This window comes from Dyella kyungheensis, assembly GCF_049913195.1.
Taxonomy (GTDB): Bacteria; Pseudomonadota; Gammaproteobacteria; order Xanthomonadales; family Rhodanobacteraceae; genus Dyella; species Dyella kyungheensis.
In genome coordinates, this window is record NZ_CP183983.1 from 1,367,147 (window position 1) to 1,383,810 (window position 16,664).

At 65.2% G+C, this 16,664-nt stretch carries 17 protein-coding genes; 9 read left to right on the forward strand and 8 right to left on the reverse strand.

Going from position 1 to position 16,664, the window contains the following annotated elements:
* Positions 1 to 7 precede the first annotated feature (7 nt).
* The 4 genes from ACN9MB_RS05875 to ACN9MB_RS05890 form a co-directional block, all read right to left on the reverse strand.
* The gene (locus ACN9MB_RS05875; RefSeq protein WP_426271089.1) at positions 8 to 610 is read right to left on the reverse strand and encodes a bactofilin family protein; all 603 of its coding nucleotides are present in this window, start codon (positions 608 to 610) and stop codon (positions 8 to 10) included.
* 14 nt (positions 611 to 624) lie between these two features.
* On the reverse strand, positions 625 to 1,383 hold the full coding sequence (locus ACN9MB_RS05880) for a hypothetical protein (protein WP_426271090.1): 759 nt from the start codon (positions 1,381 to 1,383) through the stop codon (positions 625 to 627).
* A 212-nt stretch (positions 1,384 to 1,595) separates the two neighbouring features.
* Positions 1,596 to 3,017, reverse strand: coding sequence for a sensor histidine kinase (locus tag ACN9MB_RS05885; RefSeq protein WP_204635880.1), 1,422 nt, complete (start codon positions 3,015 to 3,017; stop codon positions 1,596 to 1,598).
* A gap of 41 nt (positions 3,018 to 3,058) precedes the next feature.
* Complete coding sequence (locus ACN9MB_RS05890; RefSeq protein ID WP_204635136.1) at positions 3,059 to 3,748, reverse strand: response regulator; 690 nt, start codon at positions 3,746 to 3,748, stop codon at positions 3,059 to 3,061.
* A 246-nt stretch (positions 3,749 to 3,994) separates the two neighbouring features.
* Between ACN9MB_RS05890 and ACN9MB_RS05895 the strand changes: the two genes are divergently transcribed.
* From ACN9MB_RS05895 to ACN9MB_RS05925, 7 genes are all read left to right on the forward strand, one after another.
* On the forward strand, positions 3,995 to 4,639 hold the full coding sequence (locus tag ACN9MB_RS05895) for a PepSY-associated TM helix domain-containing protein (RefSeq protein ID WP_426271091.1): 645 nt from the start codon (positions 3,995 to 3,997) through the stop codon (positions 4,637 to 4,639).
* A 105-nt stretch (positions 4,640 to 4,744) separates the two neighbouring features.
* On the forward strand, positions 4,745 to 5,260 hold the full coding sequence (locus ACN9MB_RS05900; RefSeq protein WP_426271092.1) for a DUF2271 domain-containing protein: 516 nt from the start codon (positions 4,745 to 4,747) through the stop codon (positions 5,258 to 5,260).
* Between the two features lie 18 nt (positions 5,261 to 5,278).
* Positions 5,279 to 6,091 carry a DUF4198 domain-containing protein gene (locus ACN9MB_RS05905; RefSeq protein ID WP_426271093.1) on the forward strand — a complete coding sequence of 271 codons (813 nt, stop codon included), beginning with the start codon at positions 5,279 to 5,281 and terminating at the stop codon, positions 6,089 to 6,091.
* Positions 6,092 to 6,135: 44 nt separating this feature from the next.
* Positions 6,136 to 7,110, forward strand: coding sequence for an FAD:protein FMN transferase (locus tag ACN9MB_RS05910; RefSeq protein WP_426271094.1), 975 nt, complete (start codon positions 6,136 to 6,138; stop codon positions 7,108 to 7,110).
* On the forward strand, positions 7,107 to 8,747 hold the full coding sequence (locus ACN9MB_RS05915) for a sulfite reductase subunit alpha (RefSeq protein ID WP_426271095.1): 1,641 nt from the start codon (positions 7,107 to 7,109) through the stop codon (positions 8,745 to 8,747). The genes ACN9MB_RS05910 and ACN9MB_RS05915 overlap by 4 nt, the downstream gene beginning before the upstream one ends.
* A 79-nt stretch (positions 8,748 to 8,826) precedes the next feature.
* On the forward strand, positions 8,827 to 11,040 hold the full coding sequence (locus ACN9MB_RS05920) for a M1 family metallopeptidase (RefSeq protein ID WP_426271096.1): 2,214 nt from the start codon (positions 8,827 to 8,829) through the stop codon (positions 11,038 to 11,040).
* Complete coding sequence (locus ACN9MB_RS05925; RefSeq protein ID WP_426271097.1) at positions 11,040 to 11,942, forward strand: hypothetical protein; 903 nt, start codon at positions 11,040 to 11,042, stop codon at positions 11,940 to 11,942. The genes ACN9MB_RS05920 and ACN9MB_RS05925 overlap by 1 nt, the downstream gene beginning before the upstream one ends.
* 9 nt (positions 11,943 to 11,951) lie before the next feature.
* Here the strand turns inward: ACN9MB_RS05925 and ACN9MB_RS05930 are convergent, their stop codons facing one another.
* The 4 genes from ACN9MB_RS05930 to ACN9MB_RS05945 all read right to left on the reverse strand — a co-directional run bounded on the left by ACN9MB_RS05930 (position 11,952) and on the right by ACN9MB_RS05945 (position 14,013).
* Complete coding sequence (locus tag ACN9MB_RS05930) at positions 11,952 to 12,521, reverse strand: HutD family protein (RefSeq protein WP_204635142.1); 570 nt, start codon at positions 12,519 to 12,521, stop codon at positions 11,952 to 11,954.
* Complete coding sequence (locus tag ACN9MB_RS05935; RefSeq protein WP_204635143.1) at positions 12,518 to 13,057, reverse strand: GNAT family N-acetyltransferase; 540 nt, start codon at positions 13,055 to 13,057, stop codon at positions 12,518 to 12,520. Before ACN9MB_RS05935 ends, ACN9MB_RS05930 begins: the two co-directional genes overlap by 4 nt.
* Positions 13,058 to 13,062: 5 nt before the next feature.
* Positions 13,063 to 13,542, reverse strand: a complete 480-nt coding sequence (locus ACN9MB_RS05940) for an SET domain-containing protein-lysine N-methyltransferase (RefSeq protein ID WP_204635144.1) — start codon at positions 13,540 to 13,542, stop codon at positions 13,063 to 13,065.
* Between the two features lie 105 nt (positions 13,543 to 13,647).
* Positions 13,648 to 14,013, reverse strand: a complete 366-nt coding sequence (locus ACN9MB_RS05945; protein ID WP_204635145.1) for a ComEA family DNA-binding protein — start codon at positions 14,011 to 14,013, stop codon at positions 13,648 to 13,650.
* Positions 14,014 to 14,211: 198 nt separating this feature from the next.
* On the opposite strand from ACN9MB_RS05945, the gene ACN9MB_RS05950 reads away from it, so the two are divergent.
* Together ACN9MB_RS05950 and ACN9MB_RS05955 are read left to right on the forward strand one after the other, a co-directional pair.
* Complete coding sequence (locus ACN9MB_RS05950; RefSeq protein ID WP_204635146.1) at positions 14,212 to 15,636, forward strand: M20 family metallopeptidase; 1,425 nt, start codon at positions 14,212 to 14,214, stop codon at positions 15,634 to 15,636.
* 104 nt (positions 15,637 to 15,740) lie between these two features.
* A complete protein-coding gene (locus ACN9MB_RS05955) occupies positions 15,741 to 16,478 on the forward strand; it encodes a YggS family pyridoxal phosphate-dependent enzyme (RefSeq protein ID WP_426271098.1) in 738 nt (245 codons plus the stop codon).
* Positions 16,479 to 16,664: the final 186 nt, after the last annotated feature.

Sequence of the window (16,664 nt, forward strand, 5' to 3'; positions counted from 1 at the left end):
TCCCAGGTCAGCGCATCCTTCCGCGCTTGCGCGGCCGAACGACCAGCAGGGGTTCTGCTGCAACGGCGGTTTGCTTGAGCGCATCCACCGACGCGTCGTTCGTCGGCTCGAACGTCTTCGCGGCGGACAAGGCTTCGGTGGTCTCCTCGGAAGAGGTCGCTACCTCTTCCGAGCGAATCTCCGCCGAAACGACGACTTCGGCGAAGTCGTCCGACGGCATGGCCGATGCCGAGCTTGCTTCGCTTTCCGGCGAACGGTGATGCATTCGTCCGTTGATCTGCGCGCCGGCCACTACCAGGATGGAGCAATAGTGGAGATCGCCGGCGATCCTTGCCGAGCTGGCCAGTTCGAGTCTTTCCGTGGTGTAGACGTCGCCAGATACGTGGCCATGAACGACGGCGGCGGGCACGTCGATATTTCCTCGCACCACGCCTTGCTCACCGATCGTCAGCAACGCTCCCGGCTCGGTGGCAATGACCTGGCCGTCGATGCGCCCATCGAGGAACAGGGAGCCGGTGAAGCTGATGTCACCGGTCATGCAGGTGCCTTGAGCGATCAGGCTGGTGGCGACATTGGCATGGTCTGACGTGGGGCGTTTGCGATTGAACATGCTGCTTCGGGTTGTCATGTCTTGTGGGCGGTCCCGGGCGGGAGATTGAATGTCGGGGACGCGAAGCTAAGGTCCTTGCGCCTGGGCGGCGCAAGCGGCGGCTTGGGCGCGCTGAACAGTGCGATCTGCAGAAGCCGGCTCGCCCGCGCGACGTAATGAGGCAGCGGCCAGCGGGCCGGCCAGTCGCCGACGAAGCGTTCCATCGCGTCGGCCCACTTCAGTGCCGCGTTCTCGTCGGCGACGCCCAGCGAGCGTTCAATTTCGCAGGCGACGGTTACGATCGCACGGCGGAGCATGACGCGAGAGCGGACCTTGTTGAAGATCGGATCGGAGAAGCCGAGATCCGGCGTTACCTCTCGCGTTCCCTCGTGGCGGTCGTTCTCCAGACTTTGTTGCGCCACGGCGCGCAGACTCTTGTTCGGGCTATAGATCGAAACATGCAGGATCAACGCGCGGTCGCTCTGTACCTTCATCAGCCGCAAGCGCGTGGAGAGCGGCGGGGCTTGTTCGTGGGTGCCGGCCATCAGCGAAAAATACAGGGCACGGGCAAACACGCGATTTTCGGCATCGCCGTCGGTATAGGAGGCTTCTTGCGCTGCCGCAAGGTCGGCGGAACGCGACAGTGCCGCTCGTCGCACTGAGGGATCGGGATCGGAGAGGGCTAGTCGAGGAAGCGCGGCAAGCAGTTTCTCGTCACGGCCGAATTCGGCGGCGACGCGGCGGAAGAGCGACGTTCTATGGTGCCAAATGGAGCGTTCTTTGGTCTTGGCCATGGCATGGAGTCGTGGTGGACACACATGCCAACGTTCCGGCGGCGCGTGGCTTGTTCATCCGCAACGGTGCAGGTGATTGCCGCGTCCAATGGCGCGATGGGCGATCAGATGCCGCACCCGATGCCCTCATGTGAGCCTAGGCATGTTCCACGACTTGCCCGGACAAATACATCGGATTGCTCTGAAAGGACGCGGCGGCGTGCCGGGCTGCGTCAGCTGACCGACCGCGTCGTACGCGCCGGCGGAAACACCACTTCCACGCGCAAGCCACCCATGCTGCCATTGAGGAAGCGCACGGCGGCGCGATGGCGCTGCGCGATGCGCTGCACGATGGCCAGTCCCAGGCCGGTGCCTTCTTCGGTCATGCCCGGCACGCGGAAAAAACGTTCGCCCAGGCGTTCGAGGAAGGCCGCGGGTACGCCGGGGCCGTTGTCTTCCACGCTCACGCAGGGACCTTCGCTCAGCACTGACACGCCGATGGTGAGGATGCTGCCGCGGCCGGCGTAGCGCAGGCTGTTGTCGATCATGTTGTCGAGCATCTCCTGCAGCGACAGGCGATCGGCGTCGATCCACACGGGGCCGGCCGGCCCTTCGTAGCCCAGATCGACGCCAGCGGCGATGGCGTCGTGCACGCGCACGCCCAGCAGTTCGGGAATCACCTGCGCCAGGTCCAGCAGCACGCACGGCGCGGTTTCGTTGAGATCCGGCGACTGCGCGCGCGTCAACGCGAGCAACTGGCTGGAGGTGCGGCTGGCCCGTTGGGTGAGGCGCAGGATGTGTTGCAGGGCGTCGGTGACCGTTTCCTTGCTGGGATCGGCCTGCGCGCGCTCCACGTGCACGCGCAGCCCGGCCAGCGGCGTCTTGAGCTGATGCGCGGCGTCGGCGATGAAACGATCCTGCAACGCCAGCATGCCGCGCTGGCGCGCGAACAAACCGTCGATGGTGCGCGTGAGCGGAAGGATTTCCACCGGCACATCGGCATCGCCGATCGGGGCCAGATCGTGTTCGCGCGAAGCCAGCCGCGCCGTGAGCGGATCGAGCTGGCGCAAACCCACGCGCACGCCGTAGAGCACCAGGAAAAACACGCTGGCGATCAGCAAGGCCTGCGCCGGAATGCTGAGCAGCAGGATTTCGCGGGCGCGCTGGTGGCGATCGTGGAAGGTCTCGGCCATGGTGACCGTGAGCTGGTCGCTGGGATCCTGCAGGTTCGGTATGCGCACCGTGGCGGCGCGCAGTTCGCGGAACTTCTGCGTCGGCGTGACCAGCGTGGTGGTGAACAGCGCGGGCTCGCCATCAGAACTGGCCCCGCTCAACGGCGCGGGCTGCAATTCGGCCGAGCCGGCCAGCAGGCCGTGCTTCTGGCTGCTGACGTTGAAGTAGTTGTGCCCTTCGGGCGCGTATTCCAGCAGGAAGCGCGCCTGCGGCGAGATCTGTCCGCCGAGGTCTTCCTGGCTGAGCATCTGGGCGAGCGTCATCGCATCGTCGCCCAGGTCGCGGTCATGCACGTGGTTGGAATAGATCAGCGCGCCGCCGTAGGTGATCAGGCTTTCCACCGCCAGCAACATCATCAACGGCACCAGCAAGGAGGACAGCAGGCGATGGCGCAAGCTGGGGCGGCCATCGGGTTCGATCATGCGATAGAGCCACGATGCGTCCTGCGTGCGCGCCCGTTCGCTCATGGCTTGGTTTCCTTGCCTTCCTTCACTTCTTCCAGCAGGTAACCGAGGCCGCGGATGGTGCGTACCTGCGTGCCCGAGTCAGCGAGCTTGCGGCGCAGGCGATAGATGGCGATGTCCAGGCCGTTGTCGGTGAGTTCTTCGTCCCAACTGCACAACGCTTCGACCAATTGGGCGCGACTGGTCACGCGGTCGGGGCGTGCGGCCAGTGCTTCGAGCAGGCCGAATTCGCGGGCGGTGAGCTCGAGCGGCTGGTCGTCGATCCAGGCGCGGTGGCCGGGAAGATCCAGGCGCAGCCGTCCCATGGTGAGTTCAGGGGCGCCCTGCGAGGTGTAGCGGCGCAACAGCGCGCGCACGCGTGCTTCGAATTCGGCGAGCGCGAACGGCTTCACCAGGTAGTCGTCGGCGCCCAGATCGAGCACCCGCACGCGTTCGCGCAAACCTTCGCGGGCGGTGATCACCAGCACCGGCAGGCCGGTGCCGCGCTTGCGCAGCCGCTGCAGCACATCGGCGCCGTCCAGGTTGGGCAGGCCCAGGTCGAGAATAAGCAGGTCGTACGGAGTGTCGCGCAGGGCAGCATCGGCCTTGGCGCCATCGGTCACGCAGTCCACCGCGTGGCCGCCCTGGCGCAGCGAGGCGCTGACACCGGCGGCAATCGAGGGATCGTCCTCGGCAATCAAAATGCGCATAAAGTCTTCCGGCTGAGGTGGCAGTTCGGCGCGTGAATGGGTGCGCGAGCCATCATTATTGAATTGCGAGTGATTCTCATTTATGGCAACATTCCGACCCTATGTCAGGAGCAGGCTGCCCAGATGGTGGGAAGCTTAGCGCCCTGGTGCAGGTTTGAGACAACGGGCGGGCGACTCGGTTGCATGCGCGTCATGCGGTTTGGCGTTGATTCGAAAGAGACCATCAACAGGCTCTGAAAGGCAGGCATGGAATCAGCGGCGCGGTCGCACAACAACCGGATGGGAGCGAGCCGCGCGTTCTGGCTCAAGCAACTCCATCAATGGCACTGGATCAGCTCCGCGCTGTGCCTGGTGGGCATGCTGCTGTTCGCCATTACCGGTTTCACGCTCAACCACGCCGGCCAGATCGAGGCGCAGGCGAGTACGGTCCATCGCAACGCGCAATTGCCCGCCGCCTTGCTCAAGGCCGTGAGTGGCGACGACGAGCGCAAGGGCGTGGCCTTGCCGGCCGCCGTGGCGGACTGGGTTGGCGCCACGCTCGACGTTGACGTGGCCGGCCGCACCGGCGATTGGTCGTCCGATGAAATCTATCTCTCGATGCCGCGGCCGGGCGGCGATGCGTGGCTGAGCATCGACCGCGAAACCGGCAAGGTGGAAACCGAGCGCAGCTCGCGCGGCGTCATTGCCTACCTCAACGATTTGCACAAAGGCCGCCATGCCGGACCGGCGTGGGGCTGGTTCATCGATGTATTTGCGCTGGCCTGCGTGATCTTTTCGGTCACCGGCCTGCTCTTGCTGAAGATGCATGCCGCGCAGCGCGGCGCGACCTGGCCGCTGGTTGCCTTCGGACTGGTGCTGCCGCTGCTGCTTGCGCTGATCTTCATCCACTGACATGAAAAGTGAGCGGACGAGCATGAAGATGTCCGGGTCCAGCGGTACACCATTCCCGTCTTCCATCGTTTTCGATTCTTCTTCTCGCGCCTAACCGAGGACATCATGCGCCGCCTTTCCCTGACCCTCCCCGCGATGCTGCTGGCCGCTCCGGTCGCCGCGGCCGACCTCAACGTCACAGTGCAGATTCCCCAGCTCAACGTGGCGGAATACCACCGTCCGTATACCGCCGTGTGGGTGGAGCGCGAAGATCATTCCGTCGCCGCGCAGCTGGCCGTGTGGTATGCGCAAAAAGAATCGAAGGAAGGCGCTGGTACCAAGTGGCTGCCCGAGTTGCGCCAGTGGTGGCGTCGCGGCGGCCGCGAGCTGCAGATGCCGGTGGACGGCGTGTCCGGAGCAACGCGTCCGGCCGGCGACCAGAAGCTGAGCTTCCACGAGGGCAAGGCGCCGCTGGCCGAGCTGGCGCCGGGCAAGTACGAACTGGTGGTGGAGGCCGCGCGCGAAGTTGGCGGCCGCGAAGTGGTGCGCGTGCCGTTCACCTGGCCCGCCGCGGCGCCGCAGCAGCTCGCCGCCCAGGGCAGCAGCGAACTCGGTGCCGTCAAAGTCGATCTCGCCCCGTAAATGAAGGAGCACAGCCGCATGATCAAGCATTCGTTGAAGTGGGGCGCACTGGCGCTGGCGCTGGCACTGCCGTTCACCGCGCAGGCGCACAAGATGTGGATGGTGCCGTCGGCCACCAATGTCTCCGGTGCCGACCCGTGGGTGACGGTGGATGCTGCCGTCTCCAACGACCTGTTCTATCCCGACCATATGCCGGTGCAGCTGGACCGCGTGAGCATCACGCTGCCGGACGGCCAGACGGCCAAACCGGAGAATGCGCTTACCGGCCAGTACCGCAGCGTGTTCGACGTGCATCTGACCGAAGCCGGCACGTACAAGATTGCCGCCGTGAACGGCGGCCTGTTCGCCAGCTACGAAGTGGACGGCCAGAAGAAGCGCTGGCGCGGCGACGCGGCCGAGCTGGCCAAGTCGATTCCGTCCAACGCGAAGAACGTGGAAGTCTCCGATTCGATCAACCGCGTGGAAACCTTCGTCACCAACGGCAAGCCGAGCGACGGCGCGCTCAAGCCCAGCGGCAAGGGCCTTGAGCTGGTGCCGGTGACCCGCTTCACCGATCTCGCCTCGGGCGAGGCGGCGACGTTCCAGCTGCTGCTCGACGGCAAGCCGGCATCGAACCTCAAGGTGATGGCCATCGCCGGCGAGACGCGTTATCGCAATGCGCCGGAAGAAATCGACGTCACCACCGACAAGGATGGCAAGTTCAGCATCACCTGGCCGCACGCCGGCATGTACTGGGTGAACGCCAGCACGCAGGACAACAAGTCCAGCATCAAGCAGGCCAAGGTGCGTCGCCTCTCCTACGCCGCCACGCTGGAAGTGCTGCCGCAGTAATGCCCCACGCAAGCGATGCCATCGATCGGAACGGTGCGCTGTCCATGAAGCCTCTCGACATCGTGCAATCCGCGCAAGGCGAGACCATGGGCACGTTCTGGTCGGTGCGTGCGGTGATGCAGGCGGAGCGGTCGCTGGCATCGCAGGTGGCGGGCATCCAGGCGGTGCTCGATCTGGTCGATGGCCAGATGAGCACGTACAAGTCCAGCTCGTCGCTATCGCGTTTCAATGCGGCGCCGGCCGGTACGTGGCACGTGTTGCCGGCCGAGTGTTTCGAAGTGGTGAAGCACGCGTTGCAGGTGGCGCGCGACAGCGATGGCGCGTACGATCCCACGGTAGGCCCGCTGGTGAATCTGTGGGGTTTCGGTCCCGATGGCGCGCGACGCGAACCGCCGACGCGCGCATCGATCGAGGCTGCGCGTGAGGGCATCGGCTGGTGGCGCCTGAAGTTGGATGCCAGCACGCACAGCTTGTATCAGCCCGGTGGCGTCTATCTGGACCTTTCGTCGGTGGCCAAAGGCTACAGCGTCGATCTGGTCGGCCGTTTCCTCGATGCTGCCGGCGTCGATGCGTGGCTCGTCGAAGTCGGCGGCGAGATGAAAGGCAAGGGCAGCAAGCCGGATGGCTCGCCGTGGCGCATCGGCATCGAGCGCCCCGGTGCGGCGAGCGGCGCCGTGCAGTACGCCGACCAGCTCAGCCAGGTGGTTTGCCTCACGGGACGCGCCATCGCCACCTCCGGCGACTATCGTCGCCAGTTCGCTGCCGAGGGTGTGACCTATTCGCACCACATCGATCCGCGCACAGGTCGGCCGGTGCCGCACACGGTGGCTTCGGTCAGCGTGCTAGCTGGTGAGGCGATGCAGGCTGATCCGATGGGCACGCTGATGACCGTGCTGGGGCCGGATCAGGGCATGGCGTATGCAAAAGACCGCGGCCTCGCAGTGATGTTCATCGTGCACGGCGCAAGCGGGTTGGAAGAATATCTTTCGCCGGCGTTCGAGGCAGCGCTGGCGTCATGAGCACGCCATCCGCTACATCGAAGCGCCCCGCCTGGGGCAATCTGCTGCTTGGTGGATTGCTCGCCGCGCTGATCGCGGCGTTGATGACACTACACGCGCACGAATGGGAATGGCACGACCCGGGCGCATTGCGCTGGTTCAGTGCAGCCATCGTGTTCCTGCTGTGGGTGGGATTTACCGTGTGGCTGGCGTGGCATCGTCGTCGCGCAACGCAGCGGCAGTCCCAGCGTACGACGGCCACCCCTGCCCATGCGTCGCGCAGCATCCTCGTCGCATTCGCAAGCCAGACCGGCAACGCCGAGCAATGGGCGCGGCAGACGGCGGACAGCCTGCAGGCAGCCGGCGAGTCGGTGCGATTGAGCGAGCTCGGACAATTGGATCCGGAAACACTGGCCGGCGCGGAGCGCGTGCTGTTCGTGGTAAGCACCACCGGCGAAGGCGATGCGCCCGACAGCGCCGCCCGCTTTGTTACGCAGTTCATGCGCTCGCCCCAGTCGCTCGCCACGCTGCGCTACGGCCTGCTCGCACTGGGCGACCGCGACTACGACGACTTCTGCGGCTTTGGCCGCGCGCTGCAGCACTGGTTGCAGCAAAGCGGCGCGACCCCGCTGTTCGATGCGGTGGAAGTGGATAACGGCGACGCGGCGGCGCTGCGCCATTGGCAACATCATCTCGCGTTGCTTTCTGGTGCGAGCGATTTGCCGGATTGGCAGTCGCCGGACTATCAGCGGTGGCAGCTGGTCGAGCGCAGCCTGCTCAATCCCGGCAGCGCAGGCGGTCCGTGCTTCCATCTGGCGCTGCGTCCGTTGGATGGCGGGGCGAGCTGGCAAGCGGGCGATCTGGTGGAGATCGGGCCACGCCATGCGCCTTCCGATGTCGAAACATGGTTGACGACGCATGCGCTCGACGGCGACGTCATGATCGAGCACGCAGGTCGCCGGGCGAGCTTGCGCGAGTGGGTGTCAGCGAGTCATTGGCCGGATGGCGATGCCCGGCACGAAACGCCTGAAGCGCTGGTGGCGGCCTTGCAGGCGCTGCCGCACCGCGAATACTCGATTGCTTCCGTGCCGACCGACGGTGCCGTGCACCTGCTCGTGCGTCGCATGCAGCGGGACGACGGTTCGGCAGGCATCGGCTCGGGCTGGCTCACCCAGCATGCGCAAGCCGGTGGCGAGATCGCGTTGCGTATTCGCGCCAATCCCGGCTTTCACGCGCCAACCGATGATCGACCGTTGGTGCTGATCGGCAACGGCACCGGTCTGGCAGGCTTGCGCGCCCTGTTGAAGGCTCGTGTGGAAAAGGGCCGCGGACGCAACTGGTTGCTGTTCGGCGAACGCGAATCCGCCCACGATTTCTATCACCGCGACGAGATCCTGCAATGGCAGCGCCAGGGCATGCTCGAGCGGCTCGACCTGGCCTGGTCGCGCGAGGGCGAATCACGCCTCTACGTACAGGACCGCTTGCGAGCCTCCGCCGATGTGTTGCGTCAGTGGATTGAGCAGGGAGCCGCCATCTATGTGTGCGGCAGCCTTGCGGGAATGGCCCCGGGCGTCGACGCGGTCCTGCGCGAAACCCTGGGCGACGCCAAGGTCGAACAACTGCGCGAAGCGGGTTGCTACCGTCGCGACGTCTATTGAGTTGCCGTGACCTTTAGCCTATAGGATGGCGATGCGCCGATGCCGCAGTCTGGACGGCGTTCCTTGGGGGGAGGGGTACATGCGAATGTGTTTGCAAGGCGCGCCGCGTCTCTGGCTGGCGCTGGCCTGTTTGGCGCTGTCAGCGGCGGTGACCGCGCAGGATGCACCGGCACCGGCAAGCAGCACCGCCACGCCGCCGCTGGCGATTCCACTGGCCAAGGCCCACGCTGCCGCACCGCATGAAGCGAGCGCGCCCGATGCATGGGGCGGCGTCCGCACAGGCAACGAACCCACGCTCTCCGATCGCGTCGCAAGTTATCGCATCGACGCCGAGTTGGACGCGGCCAGGCACAGCGTCAAGGGCAGCGAACAACTCAGCTGGCGCAATCGCAGCCAGCATCCGGTCAATCGCATCTACCTTCATCTCTATCTCAATGCCTTCCAGAACGAAGGCAGCACCTTCTTCACCGAACGCAGCGTGTTCGCGGCGCATGGGCATTCGCGCGCGCAAGCCACGCCAGCAAAAGGCGAGTGGGGCTGGATCAACCTGACCAGCGTGCAGCAGGGCAACGCCGCGCTGAAATGGAGCTTCGTGCATCCCGACGACGGACCGGCCACCGACCAGACCGTGGCCGCCATCGATCTCGCCGAGCCGGTGCCTGCCGGCGGCACGCTCACCTTGGATATCGACTTCGTCAGCCAGCTGCCTCGCGTGATCGAGCGCACCGGCTGGTGGGGCAACTTCAATCTGGTGGCGCAGTGGTTCCCCAAGATCGGCGTGCTCGAGTTGCCCGGCGAGCGCGGTGCCACCCAGGCGCAGTGGAACGTGCACGAGTTCCATTTCAACAGCGAGTTCTACGCGGACTTCGGCAGCTACGATGTGCGGCTCACGGTGCCCTCCGACTACACCGTTGGCGCGGTCGGCGCGCAGCAGGGCGAGCCCTCCGAGCAGAACGGCAAGACCACCTATCACTTCCTGCAGCACGACGTTCACGATTTCGCATGGGTCGCCGCCAAGGGATTCCGTACGCTGGACGGCAGCTGGCAGGGGCCGGGTAGTCCCAGCGTGGCGGTGCGCGTGATCTATCCGCCGGAATACATCGCCACCGCGCAGCCGGTGCTCAAGGCCACGCTGGACTCGCTGACCTATTTTTCCGACACGCTGGGGCCGTATCCGTATCGCACCGTGACCGCCGTGGTGCCGCCGTTCAATGCGGATGAAGCGGGCGGCATGGAGTATCCGACCTTCTTCACCGTCGAGGGCGACAAGGCGATCGACAAGGGCACCATGGATCAGTGGAACATCGACTTCGTGACCATCCACGAATTCGGCCATGGCTATTTCTACGGCCTGCTCGCCTCGAACGAATTCGAGGAGCCGATGCTCGATGAAGGCATCAACGAATACTGGGACGATCGCATGTTGCGCGAACGCGGCCAGCGCGTGCTCGCGCCCGGCAGCTGGTTGCGGCGCGCCGGCATCACGCCCTCGATGGAGGCGTTCGCCTTCGAACGCCTTGATGCCGGCCTGGCGCATCCGTTCGATCCGTTGGGACAGAACAGTTGGGATCGCTATTCCACCTCCAGCTACGGCACCGTGTATTCGCGCACGGCCACCGCCATGCACGATCTTGAGGAACGGTTGGGCAAGGACACGATGGCGCAGGCGATGCGCGAATACTATCGGCGCTGGCATTTCCGCCATCCCTCCGCCGCGGATCTGCGCGCGACGCTGATCGATGTTTCCGGCAATGCGCGCGCGGTGAACGAGGTATTCGACCAATTCGTCTATGGGACGGTGCGCATCGACGATCGTGTGGTGTCGATCGACACCAGCAGGGTGCTGCCCGAAGCCGGCAGCTGGCTGAAGAACGGCCAGCGCACGGAGCTGACGGACGATGACCGCTACGAACAGGTGGCGAAGGCGGACGACGCGTGGAAGAAATCCCATCCCGACACGGGAAGAACCAAGCCGGGCGCTTTTCCCATTCGCAGCACGATCACGGTCGTGCGCGAAGGTGCGGCCGTGCCGCAGATCCTGCGCGTGACGTTTGCCGGTGGATCGCACGTCGACGTGCGCTGGGACGATGACCGCCGCTGGGCGCGTTTTGTCTTCACGGGCGATACCGCGGCAGTTTCCGCCGAACTCGACCCGGAACACAAAATCCTGCTCGACGACAACAAGCTCAACGACAGCCGCACCACGAAAGCCTATCCCTCGGCCTCGCGCCGCTGGACGGCCGATCTCGCGGCGCTGTTGCAGTCGCTGTACGCATGCCTGGTGACGCTGTGATGGCCTACAAGAGTTCTCGTCGTGTCGATCTGGGTGCCGTCGCATTGGCGCCGTTCGCGGCCTTGCAGTGGCGGTTGCTGCTGTTGTGGATAGTGGCCACGCTCATCGCCACGTCGGTGGCGGCGCTTCCGTTGCTGCAGTCGCTCGGCGCCTTGCTCGATCACTCCACGCATGCGCAGGTATGGGCGAAGCAGTTCGACGGCCTGATGTTCGGCGATGTCGCGGTGGCGTTGTCGAAACAGCATGCGACGCTCCATGGCGCCGGACTGGCCAGCGTGCTGCTGATGCTGCTTTGGCTGCCATGGCTCAACGGCATGGTGGTGGCGAGCGGCCGGGCAGGGCGCTCGCTCGGCTTCGGCCCGTTGTTGCAGGGTGGCCTGGCCGAATACGGCCGCATGTTTCGACTCACGCTCTGGTCGATCCTGCCGTATGCGCTCGCTGGCCTGCTGGCGCAGTGGGGGCTCGATTGGGCCGACGACCGCAGCGATGCCGCCACGCTGCAGTCGCAAGCCGACAGCGCGCAGCACATGGCGTGGTGGGCCGCCGGCATCGTGATCGTGTTGACCCAGGCCTGGGTGGAAGCCGCGCGCGCGTCGTTCATTGCAGATGTGGGATTGCGTTCGGCCACCGTCGCCATGCTCCGCGGCCTGCTGCAGCTGTTGCGGCGGCCCGTGTCGAGCTTGCTCGCCTACGTGTTGATCACCGCGTTGGGCTTCGCTTTGGCGCTTGCGTTCGGGCTCCTTCGCGCGCACACGGTGTCGGTAGGCGCGCATGGTTTGCTGTGGGGCTTCCTGCTCACCCAACTGGTGGTGGTTGCCCTGGGCTGGATGCGTATCGCCCGCTTGTTCGGGCTGGCGGAAATCGGTCGCTCGCTTGGGCTGGGCCGGCGATCCAGCCTGTAAGAGCCCGGGTCAGGCGGTGGGAAGGCGAACCAGCACCAGTTCGCCGCCGCCTTCGATGCGGACCGGATGGCTGGGGATCGGGTCGATCCACAGCATGTCGTTTGCTTCCAGCGGTTGCGAACGATGGTCGGCGATGACTTTCGCGCGGCCTGACAACAACAGCAGGAACCAGCGCCAGCCCGACGGCGCCAGCAGCACCATGGCACCGTTGAGCGGACGCACGATCAGCTCGCCCTGCACGTCGCCGCGCAACTTGAGGTTGAACGTGCGCGTGGGAGCGCTGGGCAGGCAGGTCTGCGGATCGTGGCTCAGGTCGAACTGCGCGACCTGGAGGCGAGCCAGATGTTGCGTGTGGCCATCGGCGAAGGCGAGCTCCACCGGGGCGTCCAGCGGCACGAAGTGCCGGCGCAGGTCAGTATGTGATGGAAAAACGGCTTCCTGGTCCACGTCCACGAGCGTCATCTGCCACTGCCAGTTTTCCTCATCCGGACCGCTGGCGACGGTGGTGATGTAAACCGGTCCCTCGGCCCAGGGTGAGCCGTGCAGGCTGTCGATGGGCAGGCGGCTGAGCTGGCTCATGCCCAGGCGCGACGCTTCTCGGTGCAGGGTGGGTAGTAGGCGAAGACGTGGTTGTGGGCGCCGAAGAAATCCATGTCTTCGATGTGCTCGCCGCCCAGGCGTTCGGCGACGCGGTCGGAGGCCTCGTTGCCGATCTTCACCAGGCTGATCACGCGCGGTGCGCCCAGCGCATGCCAGGCGAAGTCGAGGATGGCGCCGCCCGCCTCGGTGGCATAGCCGTGGTGGCGGAACTCGGGCTTGAGCATCCAGCCGAGTTCCAGATCCGGCCAGCCTTCGGGGCGCATCAGCCCGGCGCGGCCGATGAATTCGCCGGTGTCCTTCAGTTCCAACGCCCACATGCCGTAGCCACGCAGTTGCCAGTGACCGATCAGCATGGCCAGCGAGCGCCAGGCGTTGGTGCGGTCCAGCGGCTGGCCGTCGCCGATCCAGCGGGTGCTGGCCGGGTCGGCCAGCATCGCGGCGTAGTCGTCGAAATGACGTTCGGCCAGGGCGGTAAGGCGCAGTCGCGCGGTTTCAATAACAGGTATGTCGATCATGATCTTCAGCAAGCAAGTCGGGTGCCATCGAGCAGGGACGCCAAAGCGTGAGTGCTCGTCCGAAGGCTTTCGATCCATGGCATGCCTACGATCTTCTGCCCGGTGGCAGCGTCAACGAAGGCTTCTTCCTCTCCCGGGGGCAGCAGATGGCGGTAGTCCACCGTCATCTCCGTTCCAGCCGCGAGGTCCTGCGCGGCAAACACGAAACCCAGATGCCACAGCCCCGTGGGTTCAAAGCTATGGTTGATATAGCACTCATCCGGCCAGTCCGGGGACACGGTGTAACGGTCCTCGAACCAGCGCGCACTGGCGTACAGCTGCGCCGACAGCTCCGGCGAGCTCACCAGCTCGTCGTGGCGGTAGGTGCGGTCGATAGCGTCCGGCGCCGTGACGATCTGTCCGGCGCGTACGTCATCCAGCAAGAACAACCCCTGACCCGCACCGGCGATGTTCGACGCGGCTATGCGGTAACGCGGAACAATCATGGCAGCCCTACGCCAATGGCAGGCGGGCGAGTGTAGGCGCATCCGGCCGGGGTTTCCATACCCGGCCGGCACCATTTGTGTACGCAAGTAATTGACGCGGTTTGTTTATTGCCCGCCGGCTTTGCCCCCTTTGGGCGCGGGCTTGGCCGGTGCTGCCACCTTGGCCGGTGCTGCCGATCCCTTGGCGGCGGGTTTTGCCGCGGCGTCTCCGCCGCTCAACAGGATGGCGCTACGGTTGCGTTCCATCGTGGCTGGGCCGAAGCCTTTCACGTGCGACAGGTCGTCGACGGTCTTGAATGGCCCGTGCTCTTCCCGGTACGCCACGATGGCCGCTGCCTTGGCCGGTCCGATCCCGTCCAACGAGTTGGCCAGGGTGGCGGCATCGGCCGTGTTGACGTTGACCGGCGTGCTTGCGAAGGCCGGCCACGCCAGCGCAAACGCCAACAGTGCTGTTGCGATCTGCTTGATCATGATGATTCCCCATGGTTGATGCGGCCTCCTCCCGGCCGCCCGATGACTGTGCCGAGCCGCCACCAGCAGGGCTGTCGGCTGTCGGCAATCGCTGCGGGGGAAATGCGCCTGATGGCGCGTGGGCCTTGGCGCCGGGGCAGGGCGCCTAGCCTGGGCTGATACAATGGCGGTCTTTTCCCACGCTGTCAGGAGTCGTCCATGGATACCGCCCGCCTCAATCGATTCATCAGCGGACTGTGGGATGACGAGATCGTGCCGCAGCTGATCGAGTACATCCGCATTCCCAACAAGTCGCCCATGTTCGACCCCAAGTGGGTGGAGCACGGCTACATGGATGCCGCGGTGAAGCTGATGGAAACCTGGGCGCGCAGCAAGCTGTCCTCGCTGCCGGGCGCCACGCTCGAGGTGGTGCGCCTGGAAGGCCGCACGCCGCTCATCTATATCGAAGTGCCGGGCACGGGCGACGACACCGTGGTGCTCTACGGCCATCTGGACAAGCAGCCGGAAATGACCGGTTGGGCCGAAGGCCTCGGTCCGTGGACGCCGGTGCTGAAGGGCGACAAGTTGTATGGCCGCGGCGGCGCCGACGACGGCTACGCCATCTTCGGTTCGCTGGCCGCGCTGCTGGCGCTGCATGAGCAGGGCGTGCCGCACGCGCGTTGCGTGGTGCTGATCGAAGCCTGCGAAGAGTCGGGCAGCTACGACCTGCCGTACTACGTGGATCATCTGGCCGAACGCATCGGCAACCCGTCGCTGGTGGTGTGCCTGGATTCGGGTTGCGGCAACTACGAGCAGCTGTGGCTCACCACCTCGCTGCGCGGCATGACCGGCGGCGAGCTGACCGTGCAGGTGCTGGAAGAGGGCGTGCATTCCGGCGACGCCTCCGGCGTGGTGCCCTCCAGCTTCCGCATCCTGCGCGAGCTGCTGAGCCGCCTGGAAGACCAGGAAACCGGCACGATCAAGCCGAAGGAACTGTACGTCGACATTCCGCAGCAGCGCATCGACCAGGCCAAGAAGTCGGCCGAGGTGCTGGGCACGGCGATCTACGACAAGTTCCCGTTCGTGGCCGGCATGCATCCGGTCACCGAAGACCTGACCGAACTGGTGCTCAACCGCACCTGGCGTCCGCAGCTCGCGGTGACCGGCGTCGACGGCATGCCGCCGCTGGAGAGCGCGGGCAACGTGCTGCGTCCGAAGACCTCGGTGAAGCTCAGCCTGCGCGTGCCGCCGACCTTGTCGGGCGCCAAGGCAGGCCAGTTGGTCAAGCAGCTGCTGGAAAAGGATCCGCCGTACGGCGCCAAGGTCACCTTCAAGCTCGAGAAGGATGGCAGCGGCTGGAATGCGCCGCAGCTGTCGTCGTGGTTGGAAGAAGCCGTGGCCAAGGCCTCGGAAACCTATTTCGGCGCACCCGCTGCGTATATGGGCGAGGGCGGCAGCATTCCCTTCATGGGCATGCTGGGCGAGAAGTTCCCGAAAGCACAGTTCCTGATCACTGGCGTGCTCGGCCCGCATTCGAATGCGCATGGCCCGAACGAATTCCTGCATATCCCCACCGGCAAGAAGGTGTCGATGGTGGTGGCCGATGTGGTCGCCCATCACTACGCGCAGGGCGCCAAGGCCTGAACGTGATCGTCGCCTCGGCTGCTGGCCGAGGCGACGCGTTTTCTGCCCGTGCTGGATGCCGGTAGCGACCGGATCGGTCCGTTCGGGCTCAGCCAGGGGCAGCCATGTCCGATCCAACCAACGATTACGCCTATCTCGCCCATAACTGGGCGGCCGTGCGCGAGCGTGTCGACGCGGCGTGCCGTGCGGCGGGGCGTGAGCCGGGCGAGGTGTCGATTCTTCCGGTGAGCAAGACGTTCGGTCCGGAGGTGGTACGCGCCGCGATGGCATTGGGCCTGCATCGCTTTGGCGAGAACAAGGTGCAGGAGATCCGCAGCAAGTCCGAGGCGCTGGCCGGCGAGTCGATCGAGTGGGTGGTCATCGGCCACCTGCAGACCAACAAGGCCAAGGAGGTGGCGCGGCTGGCCAGCGAAGTGCAGTCGCTGGACCGGCTGGAGCTGGCCGATGCGCTGCAGCGGCGGCTGGAGATCGAGGATCGCTCGCTGGACGTGCTGATCGAGGTGAAAACCTCGCCGGAGGACAGCAAGCACGGCCTGCCTGCCGATCAGCTGTCGTCTTTCCTTCACGCGCTGCGCGGCTACGACCGACTTCGTGTGCGCGGCCTGATGACACTGGCGGTGCAGTCGGATGACGCCGAAGCGGTGCGGGCCTGCTTCCGCCAGTTGCGTCATCTGCGCGATGCCGGACAGGATCAGGGCCATGATTTGGCACGACTTTCCATGGGCATGAGCGGCGATTTCCCGCTCGCCATCGCCGAGGGCGCGACCGAAATCCGTGTCGGCACAGCCATTTTCGGTGTGAGACAGATCCCAAAAACGTACGGTACCGAATTGAATAATTAGTTCACTAATTGATCAATATGTAACCAATTTGACACAGCTTTCATTTAGAAATCAGTCATTTATCACTCGGGAGATACCAAGCATAGGCCGTGCCAGATTTCGAAACGACGGGGTACAGTTAACCGCGTCCGAACAAACGATCTAGATCTCTTTGCTAAGTTCACGACTCCATCACGGCCCGTCCAC

Excerpts from the sequence above, each read along its gene's own strand:
- ACN9MB_RS05880 (WP_426271090.1), bottom strand. The coding sequence starts at position 1,383 with ATGGCCAAGACCAAAGAACGCTCCATTTGGCACCATAGAACGTCGCTC.
- ACN9MB_RS05955 (WP_426271098.1), top strand. The coding sequence starts at position 15,741 with ATGTCCGATCCAACCAACGATTACGCCTATCTCGCCCATAACTGGGCG.
- ACN9MB_RS05930 (WP_204635142.1), bottom strand. The coding sequence starts at position 12,521 with ATGAGCCAGCTCAGCCGCCTGCCCATCGACAGCCTGCACGGCTCACCC.
- ACN9MB_RS05935 (WP_204635143.1), bottom strand. The coding sequence starts at position 13,057 with ATGATCGACATACCTGTTATTGAAACCGCGCGACTGCGCCTTACCGCC.
- ACN9MB_RS05905 (WP_426271093.1), top strand. The coding sequence starts at position 5,279 with ATGATCAAGCATTCGTTGAAGTGGGGCGCACTGGCGCTGGCGCTGGCA.
- ACN9MB_RS05900 (WP_426271092.1), top strand. The coding sequence starts at position 4,745 with ATGCGCCGCCTTTCCCTGACCCTCCCCGCGATGCTGCTGGCCGCTCCG.
- ACN9MB_RS05925 (WP_426271097.1), top strand. The coding sequence starts at position 11,040 with ATGGCCTACAAGAGTTCTCGTCGTGTCGATCTGGGTGCCGTCGCATTG.
- ACN9MB_RS05920 (WP_426271096.1), top strand. The coding sequence starts at position 8,827 with ATGCGAATGTGTTTGCAAGGCGCGCCGCGTCTCTGGCTGGCGCTGGCC.
- ACN9MB_RS05915 (WP_426271095.1), top strand. The coding sequence starts at position 7,107 with ATGAGCACGCCATCCGCTACATCGAAGCGCCCCGCCTGGGGCAATCTG.
- ACN9MB_RS05950 (WP_204635146.1), top strand. The coding sequence starts at position 14,212 with ATGGATACCGCCCGCCTCAATCGATTCATCAGCGGACTGTGGGATGAC.
- ACN9MB_RS05890 (WP_204635136.1), bottom strand. The coding sequence starts at position 3,748 with ATGCGCATTTTGATTGCCGAGGACGATCCCTCGATTGCCGCCGGTGTC.
- ACN9MB_RS05940 (WP_204635144.1), bottom strand. The coding sequence starts at position 13,542 with ATGATTGTTCCGCGTTACCGCATAGCCGCGTCGAACATCGCCGGTGCG.
- ACN9MB_RS05945 (WP_204635145.1), bottom strand. The coding sequence starts at position 14,013 with ATGATCAAGCAGATCGCAACAGCACTGTTGGCGTTTGCGCTGGCGTGG.
- ACN9MB_RS05885 (WP_204635880.1), bottom strand. The coding sequence starts at position 3,017 with ATGATCGAACCCGATGGCCGCCCCAGCTTGCGCCATCGCCTGCTGTCC.
- ACN9MB_RS05875 (WP_426271089.1), bottom strand. The coding sequence starts at position 610 with ATGTTCAATCGCAAACGCCCCACGTCAGACCATGCCAATGTCGCCACC.
- ACN9MB_RS05910 (WP_426271094.1), top strand. The coding sequence starts at position 6,136 with ATGAAGCCTCTCGACATCGTGCAATCCGCGCAAGGCGAGACCATGGGC.
- ACN9MB_RS05895 (WP_426271091.1), top strand. The coding sequence starts at position 3,995 with ATGGAATCAGCGGCGCGGTCGCACAACAACCGGATGGGAGCGAGCCGC.